The sequence below is a fragment of the Cognatishimia sp. F0-27 genome (assembly GCF_020667845.1).
Taxonomy (GTDB): Bacteria; Pseudomonadota; Alphaproteobacteria; order Rhodobacterales; family Rhodobacteraceae; genus JAFMPQ01.
Window position 1 is genome coordinate 20607 of the sequence record NZ_JAFMPQ010000003.1, and the last position, 19158, is coordinate 39764.

General features: G+C 62.5%; 9 protein-coding genes. 4 read left to right on the forward strand and 5 right to left on the reverse strand.

Annotation, left to right across the window (positions count from 1 at the left end):
* Nucleotides 1-285: 285 nt before the first annotated feature.
* The 3 genes from J1C49_RS02455 to J1C49_RS02465 all read right to left on the reverse strand — a co-directional run bounded on the left by J1C49_RS02455 (nt 286) and on the right by J1C49_RS02465 (nt 5449).
* On the reverse strand, nt 286-3321 hold the full coding sequence (locus J1C49_RS02455; protein ID WP_227444214.1) for a nidogen-like domain-containing protein: 3036 nt from the start codon (nt 3319-3321) through the stop codon (nt 286-288).
* 946 nt (nt 3322-4267) lie between these two features.
* Nucleotides 4268-4954 (reverse strand): DUF6629 family protein, encoded by a 687-nt coding sequence (locus tag J1C49_RS02460; RefSeq protein WP_227444215.1) that lies wholly within the window; start codon nt 4952-4954, stop codon nt 4268-4270.
* A gap of 117 nt (nt 4955-5071) precedes the next feature.
* Complete coding sequence (locus tag J1C49_RS02465; protein WP_227444216.1) at nt 5072-5449, reverse strand: nuclear transport factor 2 family protein; 378 nt, start codon at nt 5447-5449, stop codon at nt 5072-5074.
* 912 nt (nt 5450-6361) lie between these two features.
* Between J1C49_RS02465 and J1C49_RS02470 the strand changes: the two genes are divergently transcribed.
* From J1C49_RS02470 to J1C49_RS02480, 3 genes are read left to right on the forward strand one after another with little or no spacing between them, the layout of a single operon-like run.
* Nucleotides 6362-7420 carry a permease gene (locus tag J1C49_RS02470; RefSeq protein ID WP_227444217.1) on the forward strand — a complete coding sequence of 353 codons (1059 nt, stop codon included), beginning with the start codon at nt 6362-6364 and terminating at the stop codon, nt 7418-7420.
* Nucleotides 7421-7432: 12 nt separating this feature from the next.
* Nucleotides 7433-7669 (forward strand): thioredoxin family protein, encoded by a 237-nt coding sequence (locus J1C49_RS02475; RefSeq protein ID WP_227444218.1) that lies wholly within the window; start codon nt 7433-7435, stop codon nt 7667-7669.
* Nucleotides 7666-8577, forward strand: coding sequence for an MBL fold metallo-hydrolase (locus J1C49_RS02480; RefSeq protein ID WP_227444219.1), 912 nt, complete (start codon nt 7666-7668; stop codon nt 8575-8577). The genes J1C49_RS02475 and J1C49_RS02480 overlap by 4 nt, the downstream gene beginning before the upstream one ends.
* Nucleotides 8578-9418: 841 nt before the next feature.
* On the opposite strand, the gene J1C49_RS02485 is transcribed toward J1C49_RS02480, so the two are convergent.
* A complete protein-coding gene (locus J1C49_RS02485) occupies nt 9419-9778 on the reverse strand; it encodes a hypothetical protein (RefSeq protein WP_227444220.1) in 360 nt (119 codons plus the stop codon).
* 216 nt (nt 9779-9994) lie between these two features.
* On the opposite strand from J1C49_RS02485, the gene J1C49_RS02490 reads away from it, so the two are divergent.
* A complete protein-coding gene (locus J1C49_RS02490; RefSeq protein WP_227444221.1) occupies nt 9995-15415 on the forward strand; it encodes a pre-peptidase C-terminal domain-containing protein in 5421 nt (1806 codons plus the stop codon).
* Nucleotides 15416-15773: 358 nt separating this feature from the next.
* Here the strand turns inward: J1C49_RS02490 and J1C49_RS02495 are convergent, their stop codons facing one another.
* Complete coding sequence (locus tag J1C49_RS02495) at nt 15774-18764, reverse strand: hypothetical protein (RefSeq protein WP_227444222.1); 2991 nt, start codon at nt 18762-18764, stop codon at nt 15774-15776.
* Between the last annotated feature and the right edge of the window lie 394 nt (nt 18765-19158).

The window sequence follows — 19158 nt, forward strand, 5'->3', positions numbered from 1 at the left end:
CCGGCGGAGGCGGCGGGAATGCCTGCAGCCTCCCCCGCCTTGGTGCCGACAATCCGATACCCCATGATGTCTTGACGATCACGCTTGCATTGCAAAGCCTTGCAATCATGCTCCGCACATACGGCAGTTCGGGCCAATCCGGCGCCTTCGGAATGGGTTGCGGTCCGGGACGTGGGGGCAAGCCGGAAGGATGCGGCTCCCCGGACGTGATGCTTTTGCGCGAAAAGGCTGCGGCGGTCGACGCCCGGGATGTCCCGGGCGCGACGCCTCTGCCAGAACCCCGCTCTACAAGGCGAAGACATCAACGATGATATCCGCAGCGCTGAGGGTTGGCGCTGCGTCGAGGATGGCGAACAGGACCGGCGCGCCGGCCCCGGTGCCATCGGCGTCGAAACTCAGATTTCCGCCGTCATAGAGCAGAACAGCACTGTCATCCACTGGCCCGTCCGGCGCGATGAGCAGGCGATCCTCTGGCAGCGCCCCGAGCGGGAGCCCATCGAAGCCGGCGCTGTCGAGCCGGATCTCGTCGTGGCCCGGCTCAAACACCACCCGGTCGGGGCCCTGCGCCGGATCCACGAACCAGAAGCTATCTGCCCCTGTCCCGCCATCCAGAACATCTGCCTGCGCTCCCCCGATCAGACTGTCATCGCCACCCTGCGCCCGGACCGTGACCGGACCGCGCGTAAAGGCCGACGCGTTGAAGAGATTGCTGCCGGCATAGCCCGTCAGCACCACCGCATCGATCTCCACAAGCGTATCCGTGCCTAGGCCTGTCAGCTGCGTGTCGGTCACAGCGAAATCCGCATCACCCGAGGCCCTGACCTCATCAAAGAACCCCGGGCGTCCAATCAGCATGTCATCGCCGCCGTGCCCCTCGAGCGTCAGCGCGGCGCCGGTAAAGGCCGAACCGTCCAGCACATTGTCACCGACACCGCCGGTGAGGCTCGCCCGCTCGATACCATCCAGAAGATCGGTGCCCAGCCCCGTGAGTTCGGTATCGGTGAGGGTCATGTCGCTATCGCCGAAGCTGTGGACCAGATCCGAGCCTGCCCCGCCAAAGAGCTGGTTGGTTCCGGGCCCGCCGATCAGGATGTCATTGCCGCTGCCGCCGCGCAGGACATCGTCCCCCTGACTGCCGACGAACTTGACGGTCCCGACTGTGAAGCCGGAGGCGTCGAAGGTGACACCGCGCCCCTCGGCCGACAGAACGACCTGATCGACATCCACAAGAGTGACGTTGCCATTGCCGCTGAGCAGCGTATCGGTGACCGTCATGTCCGCGTCGCCCCACTGGAAGACGCTGTCAAATCCATTGGCCCGGCCGATCACCGTATCGTCGCCGCCATTGGGGTGGGCCGCGGCGCTTGGGCCGGTGAAGGCGCTGAAATCAAAAACATTCGCGCTCTGCCCGCCGGACAGGTGGACGCTGTCGATATCGACCAGCGTGTCGGTGCCGCGCCCGGTCAGGCCGGTGTCGGTGAGGGTGAAGTCGACATCCCCGCGTTCGCGGACCATGTCGGAAAAGCCGCTCCGGCCGATGAAGGTATCATCGCCATCCAAGCCGCTGAGCGTGACGGACTGCAAGGTCGCCGCCGAGACATCGAAGGTATTGTCACCGGACCCGCCGGTCAGCCGCGCGGCGTCAATCCCGACAAGCGTGTCCACGCCATCGCCCTGCAATTGGGTGTCAGTCAGCACGAAATCGGCATCGGCGGTGGCTTCGACCCGGTCGAACGCCGTGCCGCCGATGAAGCGGTCATTGCCACCCTGACCGACCAGAAAGGTCCGGAGGCCGGTGAACCCGGAGACATCCAAGGCATTGTCGCCTGCGCCGCCGGTCAGCCGCGCCATCTCGATGCCACGAAAACTGTCCGTGCCATTGCCAGCCAGCGTCGCCGCGCCGAGCGTGAAGTCGGCATCAGCCTGCTCGAACAGCATGTCGAGCCCGGCCCCACCGGTCAGATCATCGTCGCCGGCGCCGCCGCTCAGCATGTTGACGGTCGCGCGACCCGGCGCCGCAAGACCGCTCACCGGTGCAATCAGCGTGTCGTTTCCGCCCCGGCCCTCCAGCGTCACAGTCCCGTCGGTGAACCCGCTCGCGTCGATGGTGTTGTCGCGGCTGTTGCCGGCCAGCTGAACCCGCTCGATACTGGACAGGATGTTTGTACCGGCCCCGATCAGCTGTGTGTTGGTCAGCGTATAGGCGTCCTGAGAATCCGATTTGACGGTGTCGATTCCCGGTCCGCCATAAAAGATGTCGTTTCCTTCATAGCCGCGCAGGACATCGTTGCCCGCGCCGGCAAGAAACAGGTCCCCGAACTGCGACCCTTGGATATGGTCTTCATTATCGGTGCCGATCCGTTCGCGCAGATCCAACAGGGCTATGGAGGTCACAGTGGTGTCGCTCAGTCCACCCTCATCGGTCACTGTGACGTCCAAGGTGAAGGCCGGTGTCGTCTCGTAATCCAAATCATCGGAATCAGCCACGGTGATCGCGCCGGTTGCTGCGTCGATGGCAAAGGCTGGGGTTCCGTCGCCATCCGGATCCGTATTGCCGCTGGTGATGGCAAAACGGATCGTTTCTCCCAACCCAAGATCGCTTGCATCGACCACACCGACCGGTGACAGGTCTGGCGTGCCTTCCGGCAATCGCCAGGCCGCAGAACGAATTTCGAAACGCCAAAGCCCTTCTTCACCGGTGTTGCCGGGAATATCCTCGAGCCGCAGCATCTCGGATTGGCTGCCTGACTGGGGCAACTCGAAAAATTCTTCGTTTCCCGACGAGAATCCCGCACGCGCCCGGTCGCCTCTGGTCCAATTGATTGCTTCGTAGCGGAACTCGATATTGAAATCGCCAAGGGTCCGCCCGACTTCGTAAGAAGCGTCCTCTATGACCAACTGGAACGCGTTCCGCACGGTGTCGGAGCCCTGATAGGCAGTAACATCGTCCCAAGTCACAACGAAACGGTCGTTCTCAACGTCAAGGTCGTAGTAAACGCGGTTTGTGCCCTGCGACGTCCCGCCCGGAGTGACGTCCACGATATCGCTGCGGGTTAACACGTCAGACCAGAATGGAAAAATCCCGGCCCTCGTGTCGTTGGCGATGGGTGACGGCGTCCACGTCCGGAAGGGCCCGGTAAACGTGACGTTCCCATTATTGTTCACCCACAGCGAGTCAAAAACGGTTCCATAGAAATCAAGACCATTTTCGAAAACCGCGGACAATTCGATTTCACCGGTTGAACCGTCGTCGTTGCGGGGCAATACGCCCTCTCCAAACCCGATCGTGCCGCCGAGATCCTGCAAAAGTGGTTGCGTCATGGTATATCTCCCTATTGATCCAAACAGCGACAGCCAGAACGATCTGAGCCATCATATGTCCGTTAAGAATGCGCGCGAGTCTCGGTGATCCTGCCGGGTCCGTATTCGCTAGGACGGTGAAAAGCGCGTGAGCAAAAACAATCGAGCGCAGTGGCCAATGAACTGTTGCAATTGTTAATCCGGAAAGCGGGCTTTTGGAGCGAAATAGCATCCACATCGGTCACGCGATTTGTGGAGTCCACGGTCACTGGATCCCGTGCGGTGAGCAGCATGGTCTAACACGCCCATATTGACCGCCATGGATGGACCTATAGGGGCCGAGGATCAGCGCGTCCTTTCCATCGCCATCGATATCGCCGGCCAAGGCGACAGAACTGCCCGAGCCGTCAATCCTTACAGGCCCAATAAACCGATTTCCGAGGTGAACGACCTCGCCGCGGCCACCCGCATCCTGCGCCGGGGCAACAGAAGCGGCTGCATGGTCATCTGCTTCAGTGCCCTAAAATCCATCTTCCATGACGTCGCCCCGATTCCGCGATTGTGCAGAAGCCAGATTAGGCGCTTCCAAAACATTCGCATTGACGCATATCAATCGCCCGCGGTTCGATCTTCTGGGGCGGACGGTTATTGCAGGGCATGACGTGCATGCGTGGATCCAAGTCAGGGGCGGGCCAAGCATGACCGGTCATGCTCATGCCTGTGCCCATGGAGCGGCGACGTCGCAGACATGGGCGGGAATTGCGCGGGTCGCCGTCGGTCGATGCAGAGGTCGGGATTGGTTCGGCGCGAAATCTGCTCCGGCCAGAATGGTCTAAGGGCAGTCGTCCCGACCGGCCCCGCGTATCGCAGGCACCACCCTGTTGCCGACGACCCGGAGACGGATCAGTGCCCTACGATCAGCAGCGGAGCGGCTCTCGATCCAGCGGTCTGCTTCGAAGCGGGTGGCTCAAACGGCTTGATATCCAGACCCTGTGTGACGCCTGCCGAGATCGCGCATCGCCAACAGAAGATAGCTGGAGACAATTGCCGCCATGAAACACCAGACCGACGTGAATGCATACTGCGCGAATATGAAGCCCGCGATGACAGACAGGGTGATGATGACGCCAAAGATCCGGATATGTTTTTCGGATGAAAGGAGCAGGGGCAGGCAAACAATACCGGCATAGATGATCCGAATGACCGTGTAGGGAACGATCCCCTCCCAGATCAGTCGGGAGTTGTAATCGATGGAGTGCTTCTCGATCCTCAGCGGCACCCAGTCCGGGTGGAACATCAAAGGCGCAAAAAGCGACAGCCCCAAGAGAAACCCGAAGGCACTCAAACCGAGAAAGATCCGCCGTCGGTTTTTGCGAGCTTCGACAAGCCATGTCGCAAAAGGCACGAGGAACGGCCAGACGAAATAGGCAAAAAACAGGAAACCCAAGGCAAAGAGGTGTAATCGTGCAGCATCGGGCTGGCCGATGGTCATCCAGATTCCGCCTTCGAGGAATTGCTGGAAACCGAAAAAGAGTGGGAAGACGGCGAAACCCAGATACCGGCGGTCCGCCATCCAGGCCGTCCTGATGGTGTAGGCGGCAACGGGCATCAGCAGTGTTGCCGTCGTGAAGCTGGCCGTTGCGGAAAAACACATGGTTCAACTCCCCCGAACGCGTCAGAAGCGCAAAGGTTGGTCCGCCGCCATATGCGGAGGCCGGATTTCCGAAATGACTGTCAGAAGGCAGATGGACGGTGCGCCTTGGCGCGTCGCCTATTTCGGCATCATGAAGAACTCTTCCCGAACGATTTTGCCGTCCTCGACCGAATAGATGGCGATTTCGCGCAGGGTCATCTGCCGACCGGTCGCCTTCTGCGTCACCTTGACTTCAAACCGCACAGCGAACCGGTTTGGTGGATGGATATAGGGCCCATCTGCGTCGAGTGCCTCGATTTCGTGAGCGGCCGCCCAGGTTTCGCGTTTGGCCTTGATCGCGCCGCTTCCCTTTGCAATCCGGAGATCGCGACCGGGAGGGACAACCGCCTCAACCGACTCCGCGCTCTCGGCATAGATGTCGTCGACATGCGCAATACCGCGGCGATCCCGCATCGCCTCGACGAACTCCCGTCCAATCTTGATCAGCTCTTCCATGGCACCCCTCCTCGCTACCGATGAATTATAACCCTTTTGTCGGGTGCATGACTTGACGAGGATCATGGTGCCTCGATGGGTCTCTCCTTCACGGGACCGGTCGCGCATCAACAGGTGAGCACTCTGAACGGTTGCACGCCCTCTCAAGCATAGAATATGGGATCGCCCCCTCGCGACGCAGCATGGACGATCACGGCAGCGCCGGGGCTGCCGCGATCGCTCCGCTGTTCTGGATCGGCCTGATCATCCAAAAGGCAGGCAGGCGGCGACCCGCTGTTCCACCAGAGCTTGATCGCAAATGTCTCTTCATCCCATTCACCCGCCGGTCTGGCGCTCTTGCTCACCATGCCCGCTTCGACCCTGCGACGGTGACCATGATTGGTTGGGTCGGTTTCTGGACGGGTGCTCCTGATTGCGGGGCCGACTCGTGAAGGCATTGGCCAGCAAGCGATGGTTCGGGTGCCGAAATATGGGCGACAGGTGTTGCATTGCGATCAACGGGTTTCGATGAGCGGAGGGGGTGTGGTGCCCGCTGCCCGCGGGTCGCGACATGCGATTGACCGGACATTACTTGATGTCAATCAATGTTCACATGCGGCACGGCGCATATAAGAGACCCATGCCAGTATGTCTGACCTGCAACCGTGATCCGATCCGGCCCGTTTTGACGCGGAAGGGACACGCGCGTCCGGCGTCGCTGCGCGCAGGGTGGGTCTGGGGGGATGGGGACACGTCATGGGCGTTGGAGCCGGATGGCGCGAGACAGACCTTGATGCGCGGGGCGGCCCGCATGTCTGAGCGAGGGGAAGCGCGTGTAACACGCGAGTGGCAAAACCCGATGCTTGCGCCATACCTGGCCGGAGCAATCGGCGCGATTTTTGGCGCGCCCTACAAAACCGAAAGTGTCGTCGCATGACCGCGGACAGCCATCACCCGCACCCCCCGAAGCGCCTTCCGGATTGGGCATGGCTGGCCGGTGTGCCCGTGGCGGCGGCGCTTTGGTGGTTGCTTTACTCGCAGTTGATCCCGTTCTCGGAATGGGCAACGGCGCAGATCCCCGTCGCGCGGGACAGCCACGCCGGTGAGGCCATTGCCTTTTTCATCTACGACGTGCCCAAGGTGCTGCTTTTGCTGAGCGGGATCGTCTTTGTCACGGGCGTGCTGCGCAGCTGGTTCAGCCCGGAAAAGACCCGCGCGATCCTCGCGGGCAAACACCAGATCTGGGGGTATCCGTTGGCCGCCGCCCTTGGCGTGCTGACGCCGTTTTGTTCCTGCTCGTCGGTGCCGCTTTTCATCGGCTTCGTTTCGGCGGGCATCCCGCTGGGCGTGACCTTCTCCTTCCTGATCGCAGGGCCGATGGTGGGGCCTGTGGGGCTTGGGCTGCTCTACGGGCTTGTCGGGTGGAAGATCGCCACGATCTACCTTGTGTTCGGCTTTGCCATCGCCACGGTCGCGGGTGTCGTTCTGGGTCGGATGGGGCTGGAACGGTATCTTCAGGACTGGGTGCGCGCGCTGAACGCGGGTCCTGCGGGCGATCTGCCTGAGGAGCGGCTGACGCTGGTGGACCGGCTCAGGATCGGTGTCGATCAGCTGCGCGAGATCCTCGGCAAGGTTTGGGTCTGGGTGCTGATCGGGATCGGTATTGGCGCGGTGATCCACGGCTATGTGCCGGAGGCGATGATGGTGCGGATCATGGGCGGCGAGGCCTGGTGGTCCGTGCCCGCCGCGGTGGCGGTGGGCGTGCCGATGTACACAAATGCCGCCGGGGTCATCCCGATTGTCGAAGCGCTTTTGGGCAAGGGCGCGGCTCTCGGCACGACATTGGCCTTCATGATGTCGGTGATCGCGCTGTCGCTGCCAGAGGTCATCATCCTCAAGCAGGTTCTGACCCTTCGGCTGATCGCGATCTTTCTCGCGGTGGTCGCCAGCGGGATCCTTGCAACCGGCTATCTGTTCAATGCGCTTCTGTGAAAGGACTCTTCCATGAAATCAATCAAGGTCTACGGCCCCGGCTGCGCGCGCTGCGAAACGACAAAAGACATGGTCAGGCAGGCCGCGTCTCGGCTCGGTATCGATGTCGCGGTCGAAAAGGTCACCGATCTCAAGGCCATCGCCATGGCGGGGGTGATGTCCACGCCGGGCCTTTCGATCGACGGCAGGCTTGTCCATGCCGGTGGCCTGCCGGATGCGGACAAGCTCGAAACCTGGCTGCGCGCATGATCCGCGCCATTCTCTTTGCCGCGATCATGAGCGCACCGAACCTCGCTGTGGCGGATGGTCTCGACGTGATGCCGGTGACGGAGGGCGTCTGGGCCATTGTCGGTGAGAAAGCGCAGCGCAGCCCCGAGAACCGCGCGAACAACGCGACCTTTGGCCTTGTGATCACGGATGCGGGCGCGGTTCTGATCGATCCGGGCGGCTCGTGGGAGGGGGCCCGGGCGCTGCACGACGCCATCCGCGGTGTCACGGAACTGCCCGTGACCCATGTTCTCAACACAGGCGGACAGGATCACCGCTGGCTTGGGAATGGCTACTGGCAGGCGCAGGGCGCGACGGTGATTGCCTCCGAGGCGGCGGTGACCGACCAGCAGGATCGCGCGTCGATGCAAATGACCATGCTTGCTCAACTCATCGGCGACGCATTGGAGGGCACGGCCCCCAGCGTCGCAGACGTGACGTTCCGCGATGCCCACAGCCTCGATGTCGGGGGCCTTCGCTTCGAGATCGTCCATCCCGGGCCTGCCCATACACCGGGTGACAGCTTTGTCTGGGTGCCGGCGCGGGACACCGTCTTCACCGGAGACATCGTCTATGTCGAGCGCATTCTTGGTGTGGGCGAACAAAGCTCCATCACGCACTGGCCGGACGCCTATCTTGCCGTGGAGGCAACCGGGGCGGCGCATGTCGTGCCGGGCCATGGCGGCCCGACAACGATGGCGCATGCCCGCGCGGACACGTTCGATTACCTGATGCACCTACGCGCACAGATCGGCGCCTTGCTGGACAGCGGCGGAGACATCATTGCGGCGCCGCAGATCGACCAGTCCGCTTTCGCGCGGCTGGAGCAGTTCGAAGCGTTGGCCGGTCGGAATGCGCAGACGGCGTTCCAGCAGATGGAATGGGAATGAGCCTTGGATCGTGCGGGCCCTGACCACGGAGGGCGCCTTCTGTCCGATGGGCTTCGTCTGTCTCCTGGGCCATGTTCAATGCTGCGATGGCGCTCTCTTTGGGTGTGGGGCTCTCGTGGGGGCTGTTGCCGGCGTTGCCTCCTCCGGATGACCGGCGCGCCAGCGCTTGCCGGTTACAAGAAGCGGATCCTCTGATCTCTGCGCCTCTGGGGCGGTGCGGTGCTGCGGATCGGCGCGCATCCGGCGCTTGCGGCATCTCCGATGGCGCAGCATCTGTTCGACGCTGCTTTCGTTTTTCACGCCGTGAAGGCCCCCGCGGTATTGTCGGTTGGGGGGACGGCCACGAACCCTTGGGCCGCAACTCATTTGCCGCGCGGCCGCGGCTCTTGCATGCGCTGCGAACGCCCCGGCTGCCGTCAAAACATGCGCCCTTGTCTCCGATGCCTTTGCCCCCCGCGACAAGGACGACGCGCAGCAAAACGCGAATCGGCGCCGACGATCCGACGTTTTGCAGCCATCGTCAGGGCCGTGACTTGCGGGTCCGAAAGGCTTGGTCCTAGCCGCACCGGGGGATGCCGTGCCGAAACGGGCGCTCCCGCATGGCGCGTGGACCATGCGGTTGGGATTTCGCAGGGCACTGTTTTCAACGTGTTGCAGCGAAGCGCAGCCGTGCGTTCATCGCTCCGTTGGCGCCGCCGCGCCTTTCGGTCTTTTCAAGCTGTCAGGCGGGCAGGGCGCGGAGCACCCGGGATACCGGGTCAGTCCCGCCCTGTTGGCGAGGCTCACCCAATGCGTCGGAGCTCTCCGAGAAGCGACCCTTTCCGTCGACCGCAACGATGGCTTATTCGATGCACCGGAAGATCAGGGCGCCGGTATCGTCGAGGATTTCGAGGCAGCCGAGCGTGGGAAGTATGGCAGAGCAGCTGCGACTTTGTGCAAGGCAGAGACCGGCGCAGTCCGAAGAGCGGCCACAGGATTGCCCGGCGTCGGGCGCAGGCACAAAGCAGATTTCATTGCCCAGAAGACCCGCGACGGCGAGCTCTCCGCCCTTGCTCTGGCACGCGTCCTGCGCTGACAACGGGGAGTCCACTGCCGGGGCAGGGATGGTGCCCGTGTTGTCGGCAGCGGGCGGCGTGTCCTCGGCGGGAAGGCAGGCCGCAAGACCGATTAGCAGCACTCCGAGAGACAGTTTCGTCCACATCTTTTGATCCTGAGTGAGCACATCGAATGCGATCACCATGCGCCAGAACCGCGTGAAAATCCACGGCATATTCTGGTCAAGCCCGCTCGGGCACCTGCGCGCCACCTGCGACCAATCGGCAGGATCACGCAGATTCTTGTTGGAGATTGGGCCTAAATGCGCGATAAATATATAAAAAAATGAATGTAATCGATACATTATTTATGGGGGGCCAAGATGCCGGACGACTTTTCTCAGGACATAACAACCACTGGCGTGATCGTGCCGGGCACCTCAACGACCGGAGAAATCGAGGACTTCGGGGATCAGGACTGGTTCGCCGCGCGATTGCAGGGTGGCGTGTCCTACGACATTTCCCTCGAAGGGCAGCCCACGGATGCGGGCACGTTGCCGGACACGGTTCTGGAGGGTGTTTATGGCCCCGACGGCTTCTTTATCCCGAACACGACCAACGATGATGGCGGCGAGGGCTTCAACAGCTTCTTGACGTTCACACCGGACGCGACCGGAACCTATTTCATCGCGGCGGGCGGGTTCGCCTTGAACACGGGGACCTATACCGTGTCGCTGAGCAACCCGGATGTCTCGGATGATTTCACCGAAGCGCCCTCTGGCGCGGGACAGGTTGCCGTCAATGGAAGCGCGCAAGGGGTTATCGATTTCGAGCAGGATCAGGACTGGTTCGCGGTCAGCGTTGTTGCGGGGGCGACCTACCGGATCGATCTGGAGGGCTCCGAGACAACGGCCAACACGCTTGTCGATCCACTGATCAACGGGATTTTCGATGCGGCAGGCACCGAATTGCCGGATACCCGCAATGACGACGGTGGCACGGGGTTCAATTCGCGGCTTGAATTCACGGCGAGCGTAACCGGCACGGTCTATGTTGCCGCCGGCTCCTTTGGCGCGGGCATGGGCAGCTACCGGATCAGCGTGGCCGATCTCGGGTCGACCGATGATTTCGCCAGCGATGTGTCGACCGCAGGGGCTGTGACCCCGGCAAGCCCGGCTATGGGCACCATCGAGGAGGCGGGCGATCAGGACTGGTTCGAACTCGCCGTGCAGGCCGGGCGCACCTACGTCATCGATCTTGAGGGCGCCGCAACGAATGGCGGCACCTTGCCGGACCCGTATATTCGCGGCGTGTTTGACGCGGCGGGCGCGGAAATTCCCGGCAATGTCAACGATGATGGTGGCGAAGGGCTGAACAGCCAGGTTTCATTCACGGCTTCTTCGAGCGGGTCGGTCTTTGTTTCTGCCGGCAGCTTCGGCGCTGCAACCGGCACCTACACGCTCTCCGTAAGCGATCAGGGCGAGACGGATGACTTTCCCGAAGATCGAGCCACTTCGGGCCGGGTTGCGCCGGGGGGATCGGCGCAAGGCGAAATCGAAGACGCTTCGGATGTTGACTGGTTCGCGATCGACCTTGTGGCAGGCACGTCCTACACCGTCTCGCTGGAAGGCAGCGCCACCTCACAGGGCACGCTCGATGATCCTTTCCTGCGCGGCCTGTTTGCGGCGGATGGATCGGAAACAGGCGCTGTCATTGATGACGACAGCGGTGAAGGGCGCAACAGCGAGGTCACGTTCGTCGCGGGCGGGACCGGCACGTTCTATATCGCGGCCGGCGCCTATGGCAGCGCGACCGGGACCTACACGCTGTCGGTTGTCGATAATGGCGGTGCGGACGATTTCGCGGGCGACACCTCCAGCAACGGGATGATCCCGGACAATGGCGTGGTCACGGGCGAGATCGAGACCGCGGGCGACGAGGATTGGTTCGCGTTCACCGCGCGGGCAGGCGGGGTCTACGAAATCTCGTTGCAGGGCAGCTTCTCCGGCGCGGGAAGCCTCAGCGACCCGGTTCTGAACGGCGTCTATGACGCCAGCGGCACCTTGTTGCCGGCCAGCGGCGACGACGATTCCGCCGGTGGGCTGGAAAGCTTTGTCGAGCTGACCATCCCGACCGCAGGGACCTATTTCATCAGCGCCGGGGCCTTTGCCACCGATACCGGGACCTACACGCTTGTGGTGGAGGAAAGCGGATCGTCTGACGATTTCAGTGCCGATACCGCAACAACCGGCGCTGCGCGCGTAAACGGCACCGTTGTCGGGAATATCGAGACCGCGGGAGACAATGACTGGTTCGAAGTGCCGCTTGCGGCGGGGCAGACCTATGTCATTGATCTCGAGGGCAACCCGACGGGCAGCGGGACCTTGCCGGACCCGTTCCTTCGGGGCATCCACGACAGCACAGGCGCCCTTGTTGCCGGAACGGCAAATGACGATGCCGGTATCGGGGCAAACAGCCAAGTGACCTTCTCGCCGACCAGTGGCGGGACATATTTCATCAATGCCGGCGCGTTCAGCACCAATACCGGCAGCTACACATTGCGCATCACGCAAGACACCACGGTCACGGATGATTTCAGCGCCAATACCGCCACAACAGGCGCGGTTGCGATCAACGCAAACACCACGGGCACCATAGAAGAGGCCGGCGATCAGGACTGGTTTGCCACCTCGGTTGTTGCCGGGCGGATCTACCGGATTGATCTGGAAGGCGCGGAGACATCGGGCGGCACGCTGCGCGATCCATATCTGCGCGGGGTTCACGATGCATCGGGCGCGTTGATCCCGGGTGCCGTGGACGACGATGGCGGCCAAGGTCTCAACAGCCAATACACCTTCGAGGCCGGCACGAGCGGCACCATCTATATCGCGGCGGGCGCGGCAGGCCCGAATACCGGCACCTACAAGGTGGCGATCACCGATCTTGGCGTCGAGGATGACTTCACCGCCACAGCGGGCACAAGCGGTCGTGTGGCCGTGGACGGGGCCGCGACGGGGAATATCGAAACAGTGGGCGATGAGGACTGGTTTGCCGTCTCCCTGACGGCGGGGACAACCTATGTCGTTGATCTTGAGGGCGCGCCGACGGCACAAGGCACGCTCGACGATCCGCTGTTCCGCGGGCTCTATGATTCCAGCGGCGCCCTGATTGCCGGAACCGGCGATGACGATACCGGGCAGGGCGAAAACGCCCGTGTCCAGTTCGTCGCAAACAGCTCCGGAACACATTATCTCGGGGCCGCCGCCAATGGCAGCAGTACAGGCACCTACAAGATCAGCCTGTCAGAGCTCGCCCCGACCGCGCCAACCGATGACTATCCCCAGACGGTGGCGACGACGGCGCAGGTTGCGGTGAACGGATCAACCACTGCGGCCATTGAAACCAGCGGAGACCAGGACTGGATCGCGGTGACGCTGACCGCCGGAACAACCTACACGATCGACGTGGAGGGGCAGCCCACCTCCGCCGGAAGTCTCTCTGATCCGTATCTGCGCGGCATGTTCGACAGCGCGGGCACGCAGATTCCCGGCGTGTTCGACGACGATTCCGGCCAGGGTCGCAACAGCCGCATCGAGTTTACCGCGCCCACGAATGGACGGTATTTCATCGCTGCCGGGTCACATGGCGCGGGCACGGGCACCTACAAGGTTTCGCTGACCGAACAGGCGGCACCACCGCCCGCACCGGGATCGGATTTCGACATCACGGTGAACTACACCGGCAATCCCGCCTATGCGTCGTTCTTCGAAACCGCGGCGGCGCGCTGGGAAACGATCATCACCGGCGACATCCCCGATTACTCCGACAACAGGCTCGGCGCGGTGGACGATCTGGTCATCTCTGCATCGGTTGTGGCCATTGACGGGCCGGGCCGAACGCTCGGGCAGGCGGGGCCGAATTACTTGCGTGTGGATTCCTCCCTGCCGATCTCGGGCACCATGCAATTCGATCAGGACGATCTTCAGGGCATGGTCGACAAGGGCATCCTGCAGGACGTGATCCTGCATGAGATGGGACACGTTCTGGGGATCGGCACCTTGTGGAGCAGGCTCAATCTGGTGAACGGGTTCTCCTATGTCGGATCGAACGCGGTCTCCGAGTATAGCGCCCTCATCACCGGAACGGCCACGGCGGTTCCGGTGGAGGAGGATGGCGGCCCCGGCACGGCGGGCGGCCATTGGGATGAAGACCTCTTTGACCGGGAGTTGATGACCGGGATCTCCGAGAACAGCCCGCCCATGCCGCTCAGCCGCATGACCATCGGGTCGCTGGAGGACATGGGCTATCAGGTGAACTACACCGCTGCCGATCCGTATAGCCTCCCGTCCGGGGTCGGGGCGCTTCTCGCGGATAACAGCGCAAGCCTTGTGGATGATGCTGCCATCGCGGGCTCCGGGGCCGGCGAAGGGGTTGCGGACGGGTCTCTGGTGCTGTCCGCCATCGCGCCTTCGTCTGCCGACCTGATCTTTGTCAGCTTCGAAGAAAAGCCGATGGAGATTGCCCAGACCGCTCCGGTGCTGAAGCTGGACGGACCGGTGACCCAGTTTGACGAGTTCCGCTTTACCTTCTTCGAGGACAGCACCGGCGACGACTACCTCGTGGAGGTGATCGGCACCTTCACCAAGAACGATCCGGCGACAGCGGGCGACGCAAAAGGGCTTGTGGAGACACTCTCGCTGTATGCCTACGGTCGGGTCGTGGCCACGTTTGATTATTCGAACAATCCCGTGGATGTCGAAGACCTGCTCAACGAGTGGCAGGGGCTTGATCTGACCGAGGACAATTACATCGAAAGCCGCGCACCCACGGCGGAGAACGACACGGTCGATGCCGGTAATGGCAATGACACCGTGATCGGGGCCGAAGGTGCGGACATGCTCTCTGGCGGGCAGGGCGCGGACCACCTCATGGGGGGGAACGGTGACGATACGTTGCTGGGCAGCAACGGTTTCGACAGTCTCGATGCCGGCTCCGGCGACGACCTTCTGCAGGGCAATTTCGGCAATGACACGCTGCGCGCCGGAGAGGGCAATGACACCGTGGAAGGCGGGCTCGGCTTTGACAGCATGGAAGGCGGCGATGGCGATGACTTCCTGCAGGCCCGCAACGGCTTCGACACGCTGGACGGTGGCGCGGGACAGGACACGCTGGAGGGCAACAACGGCAACGATGTGCTGTCCGGCGGGGCGGATGCCGATACGCTTGAAGGCGGCCTCGGGTTCGACTCGCTGTCGGGCGGTGACGGGGACGACTTCCTGCGCGCCCGCGACGGGTTCGACACGCTGTTGGGGGGTGCCGGGAACGACACGCTTCAGGGCAACAGCGGGAACGACTCGATGCAAGGGGAGGTCGGCAATGACAGCCTCGAAGGGGGCATCGGCTCCGATACCATGAGCGGCGGTGCCGGCAATGACACGCTTCTTGCGGGCAACGGGTTTGATCTCGTGACGGGCAATGGCGGAAACGATGTTCTTGAAGGCAATGCCGGAAATGACACGCTGAACGGCAACCTCGGGAATGATACTCTTGGGGGCGGTCTTGGGGCCGATACCTTCCAGTTCACCTCCGGCTCGGATGTGATCACCGATTTCCAGGGCATCGACAGGCTCGAGATCGCCGCGTCGCTGCTGTCGGAAGCGGTACCGGTGGCCAATGACCTGCGCGGGTATGCGTCTGTCGATGCGGCCGGGAACGTCGTGCTCGATTTCGGAGATGGCAACGCGCTGACATTCCTCGGGGTCGGCAATGTTGCGGTCCTGCTCGACGATGTGAGCTTTCTCTAGGCACCCAAAAGCCCGGCGGCGTTTTTGCTCCGCCGGGCGGCGTTTTGCTTGTGTCGATGATCGGCACCGAGGGGCGGTTGCGCCAAGTTCAGGGCAGCGACACGACGCTCGTGGACTGGCCGCATCGCGCTCCGCGCTTCGAAGGCGAGGCGCGATCGCAATGGCCGGTGACGCACCAAGTGCCCTTTGCATGCGGGGCTGCGCGGGTCGTTGCGGGATTGTCAGGCTACCGCCGGCCCCGTGCGGCTCCCCCCGGTTTCGGTGTGGCGCGTGGCATGTCGGTGCGCCGCCGCGCAAAGACCGCGTTGCGCATCCATCCCATGGTGGCGGGGCCATTGCGGCACGGGGAGCGTGTGGGTCACAGCAGGAAATCGTCCACGGACACGGTTCCGTGGATAAGGATCTGGGCGTCGGCCCGTGCGTTGCCGGTGACGTCCATCGAGGCAATCGTGACGGTCTGTGAATCCTTGACAAGTGTTGTCAGGATCATCTCCCCAGCCGCGCCGGTAAAGCTGTCGCCGGCGTAGCGGAACCCCTGATTGCCCACATGAAACAGGTTGGCATCGGCCAGCGACAGGCTGATCACATCGCCCTCCGATGCATCAAAATCGCGGATCTGGTCGCGCTGCCATTCGCCGTCAGGGGAATCCGCGATCTCGCGCAGAACAAACGTGTCCGGCCCGAGGCCGCCTTCGAGCAGATCGGGCCCCGGCCCGCCATCGAGGAAATCGTCCCCCGGCCCGCCATAAAGGTGATCCCCGTCCGCCCCGCCATAGAGCCGGTCGCCATCCGCGCCGCCCCACAAACGGTCGTGCCCGGCACCACCGAACAGCCTGTCGCGGCCCTCGAGTCCAAAGATCCAGTCGTCGCCCCCACCGCCCTCGATCAGGTTGCCATGCAGGCGCGTGCCGTAGATCCCGTCGCCGAAATCGGACCCGATGGCGTATTCGATGTGCCGCAGCGTGTCGGTCTCACCCGCAACCGCGCCTGTTCCGTGCTCGAGGTTCAGCAAAACCCGCGCGCTGGACGTTGCATAGGTCACCGTGTCGAAATTCTCGGCCCCGTCGAGCGTGTCGCGGCCCGCGCCGCCGTCCAGCGTATCGCGGTGATGGCCGCCAAAGAGGCTGTCATCGCCAGCGCCCCCGGAGAGCATGTCCGCGCCGTCCTCGCCGCCAATCGTGTCGCGCCCCGCGCCGCCCTCGAGCGTGTCGTCCCCTCCGCGCCCGTGCAGGACATCATCTCCACCAAGGCCGAACAGGCGATTGCCGTGCAGATCGGTGCCGCGCAAGTCGTCATGGGATTGCGAGCCGGTGAGATGCTCAAGGTTGCGCAACACGTCGGTGCCGCCGCCGCCGGTTGCGGTGCCGGCCATGAGGTCGGCCAAGACGCCGATGAACCCGCTGGCGTAAGACACGGTGTCAAAGCCCGTCTCGCCGTCGATCGTGTCGTTTCCCGCGCCACCGTCGAGCCAGTCATCGTTTGGCCCGCCCCAGAGCGTGTCGCGGCCATCATTGCCAAACAGGCTGTCGAAACCCTCGCCGCCCTCGACGCTGTCGTCACCGATGCTGCCGTAAAGCCGGTCGTCCCCACCGAACCCTTCGACGGTGTCATTGCCACCCAGACCGTTCAGCGTGTCATTGCCGATATCGCCTTGTAGGAGATCGCCAGCGGGCCCACCGTTCTCGAGAATATCGAAGACGCTCACGGTTTTTAAATCAATCACACCGTCCAATGTTCCATCAGCGGCGTCGGCCACGGCCAGTTCGGCTGCTGTGATCAGGTATAGCTCGCCACTGTTGTCGCCACCGCCATCAGCGCTGGATGCACCAATAATCAGATCGTCCAGTCCGTCGCCATCCACGTCGCCAGCCGAGGCGACTGAAGAACCGGCGTGGTCATAGTCTTCCCTCCCATTGAACTGGTAGGACGAGGATTGCGACGCGACGCTGTCCAGATAGATAACGCCATCCGTAGTTCCATCGGCGGCATCTGCGGCAGCCAGGTCAGCGGCGGCAAGGAGATAAGCAGTGCCCCTGTTTTCACCTCCGCCATCGGCGCCGACTGCGCCAATGATCAGATCGCTTCTGTCATCGCCATCCACATCGCCCGCCGACGCGACGGAGAGCCCTGCCGCGTCACCATCTTCCGCGCCGATGAATTGGTAGGAGGACGATTGCGGCGCAACATTGCGCCGATCAATCACGCCGTCGCGTGCGCCATCGCCAGCATCTGCAGCCGCCAGATCGGCGGCGATCACGAGATAGGCCTCGCCGCGATCGGTGCCGCCACCATCGGCCGCACGGGACCCGAGGATCAGGTCACCCTTGCCATCTCCATCGACATCGCCAGCCGGGGCAATAGCGAACCCACGGCCGTTGTCTTCAACTGACGGAATGAATTCATATGAGGTCGATTGCGATGCCGTATTGCTCAGATCGATGACCCCGTCCAAGGCTCCATCCGCTTGATCTGCTGCGGCCAGATCTTGCGAGGTCAACACATAGGCTTGATCGCGGCTGCGAAGAGCGATGAAGACATCGTCCTTTCCATCGCCGTCGATATCGCCGGCCGAGGCTACGATAAACCCCGACTCGTCACGTTCAGCACCATTGAATTGGTAGGAAGTCGGTTGTGCAGCGATCCTTTTCAGATCAACGACTCCATCCGTGGACCCATCCGCAGCATCGGCGGTCGCCAAATCTGCGATGGTGACCAAGTAGGTCTCACCGCTCGCTTCGCCGCCGCCATCGGCATACCATGCACCGATGATCAGGTCTTCCTTGCCATCGCCATCCACGTCGCCTGCCGATGCGACAGAATCCCCGGTAAAGGGCTCAACCGGAGCGTCGTCGGACATTGTGCCATTGAGTTGATACGAATTCGGCTGAGACGCAATGAGGTCCAAGCTGATCACACCGTCTGAAACGCCGTCCGCGGCATCTGCTGCAATGAGATCCGCGACTGCGACCAGATAGGCCTCGCCACCATATCGGTTGATGCCATCGGCAAAGGGCGCCCCTATGAGCAAATCTGCCCGACCATCGTCGTCCACGTCCCCTACTGAGGCGACCGAGGTGCCTACACCATCACCTACATTGCCGTTGAACCGATAAGACGCCGATAGTGCAGAAATGTTTCCCAGATCGATATTTCGATCTTCTATTCCATCGGCGACATCTGCGGCCGCCAGATCAGGGGCAGCAATCAGATAGACTGCGCCGTTGTAGGTCTGTCCCGCGTATTCTGCTCCGATGATCAGATCTTCACGGCCATCTCCGTCCACATCGCCTGCTGAAAAAGCGCTTCCGACGAAGTTCCACACCTCCTCACCGATAAACCGATAACCCATGGTATCCTCCCGATCCTGCTCGTGCGTCTGAGTGGAAGGCTATCACTTCTCAAAGATATTCTATTTGACGCATATCAATACACGACAGCACCGGCGGATGGCCGGATGGGGGCTGTCCGCGTGTTCATGGGCCTTGGGCCATGCCGGTTTTCAGTGATCCCACTTCCCGAGTCAGATCCCGGCACGCTGGCCCGAAGCCCGATGATCCCTCCGAGCAGGCGGGCGGAGCCTTGGGCGTGCGCGACGGTATCGCGCCTATCATCCATGATGAGACCCCGAGCTTGAAGCGCTGTCGGAGCATCACCCTGTGACCCGGTGTGGCGCCCCCATACCGGGCGATCATCGGATGCTCGGGACGTGCGCCCCCTGCGAGGCGACGCGATATGCCGAAAGG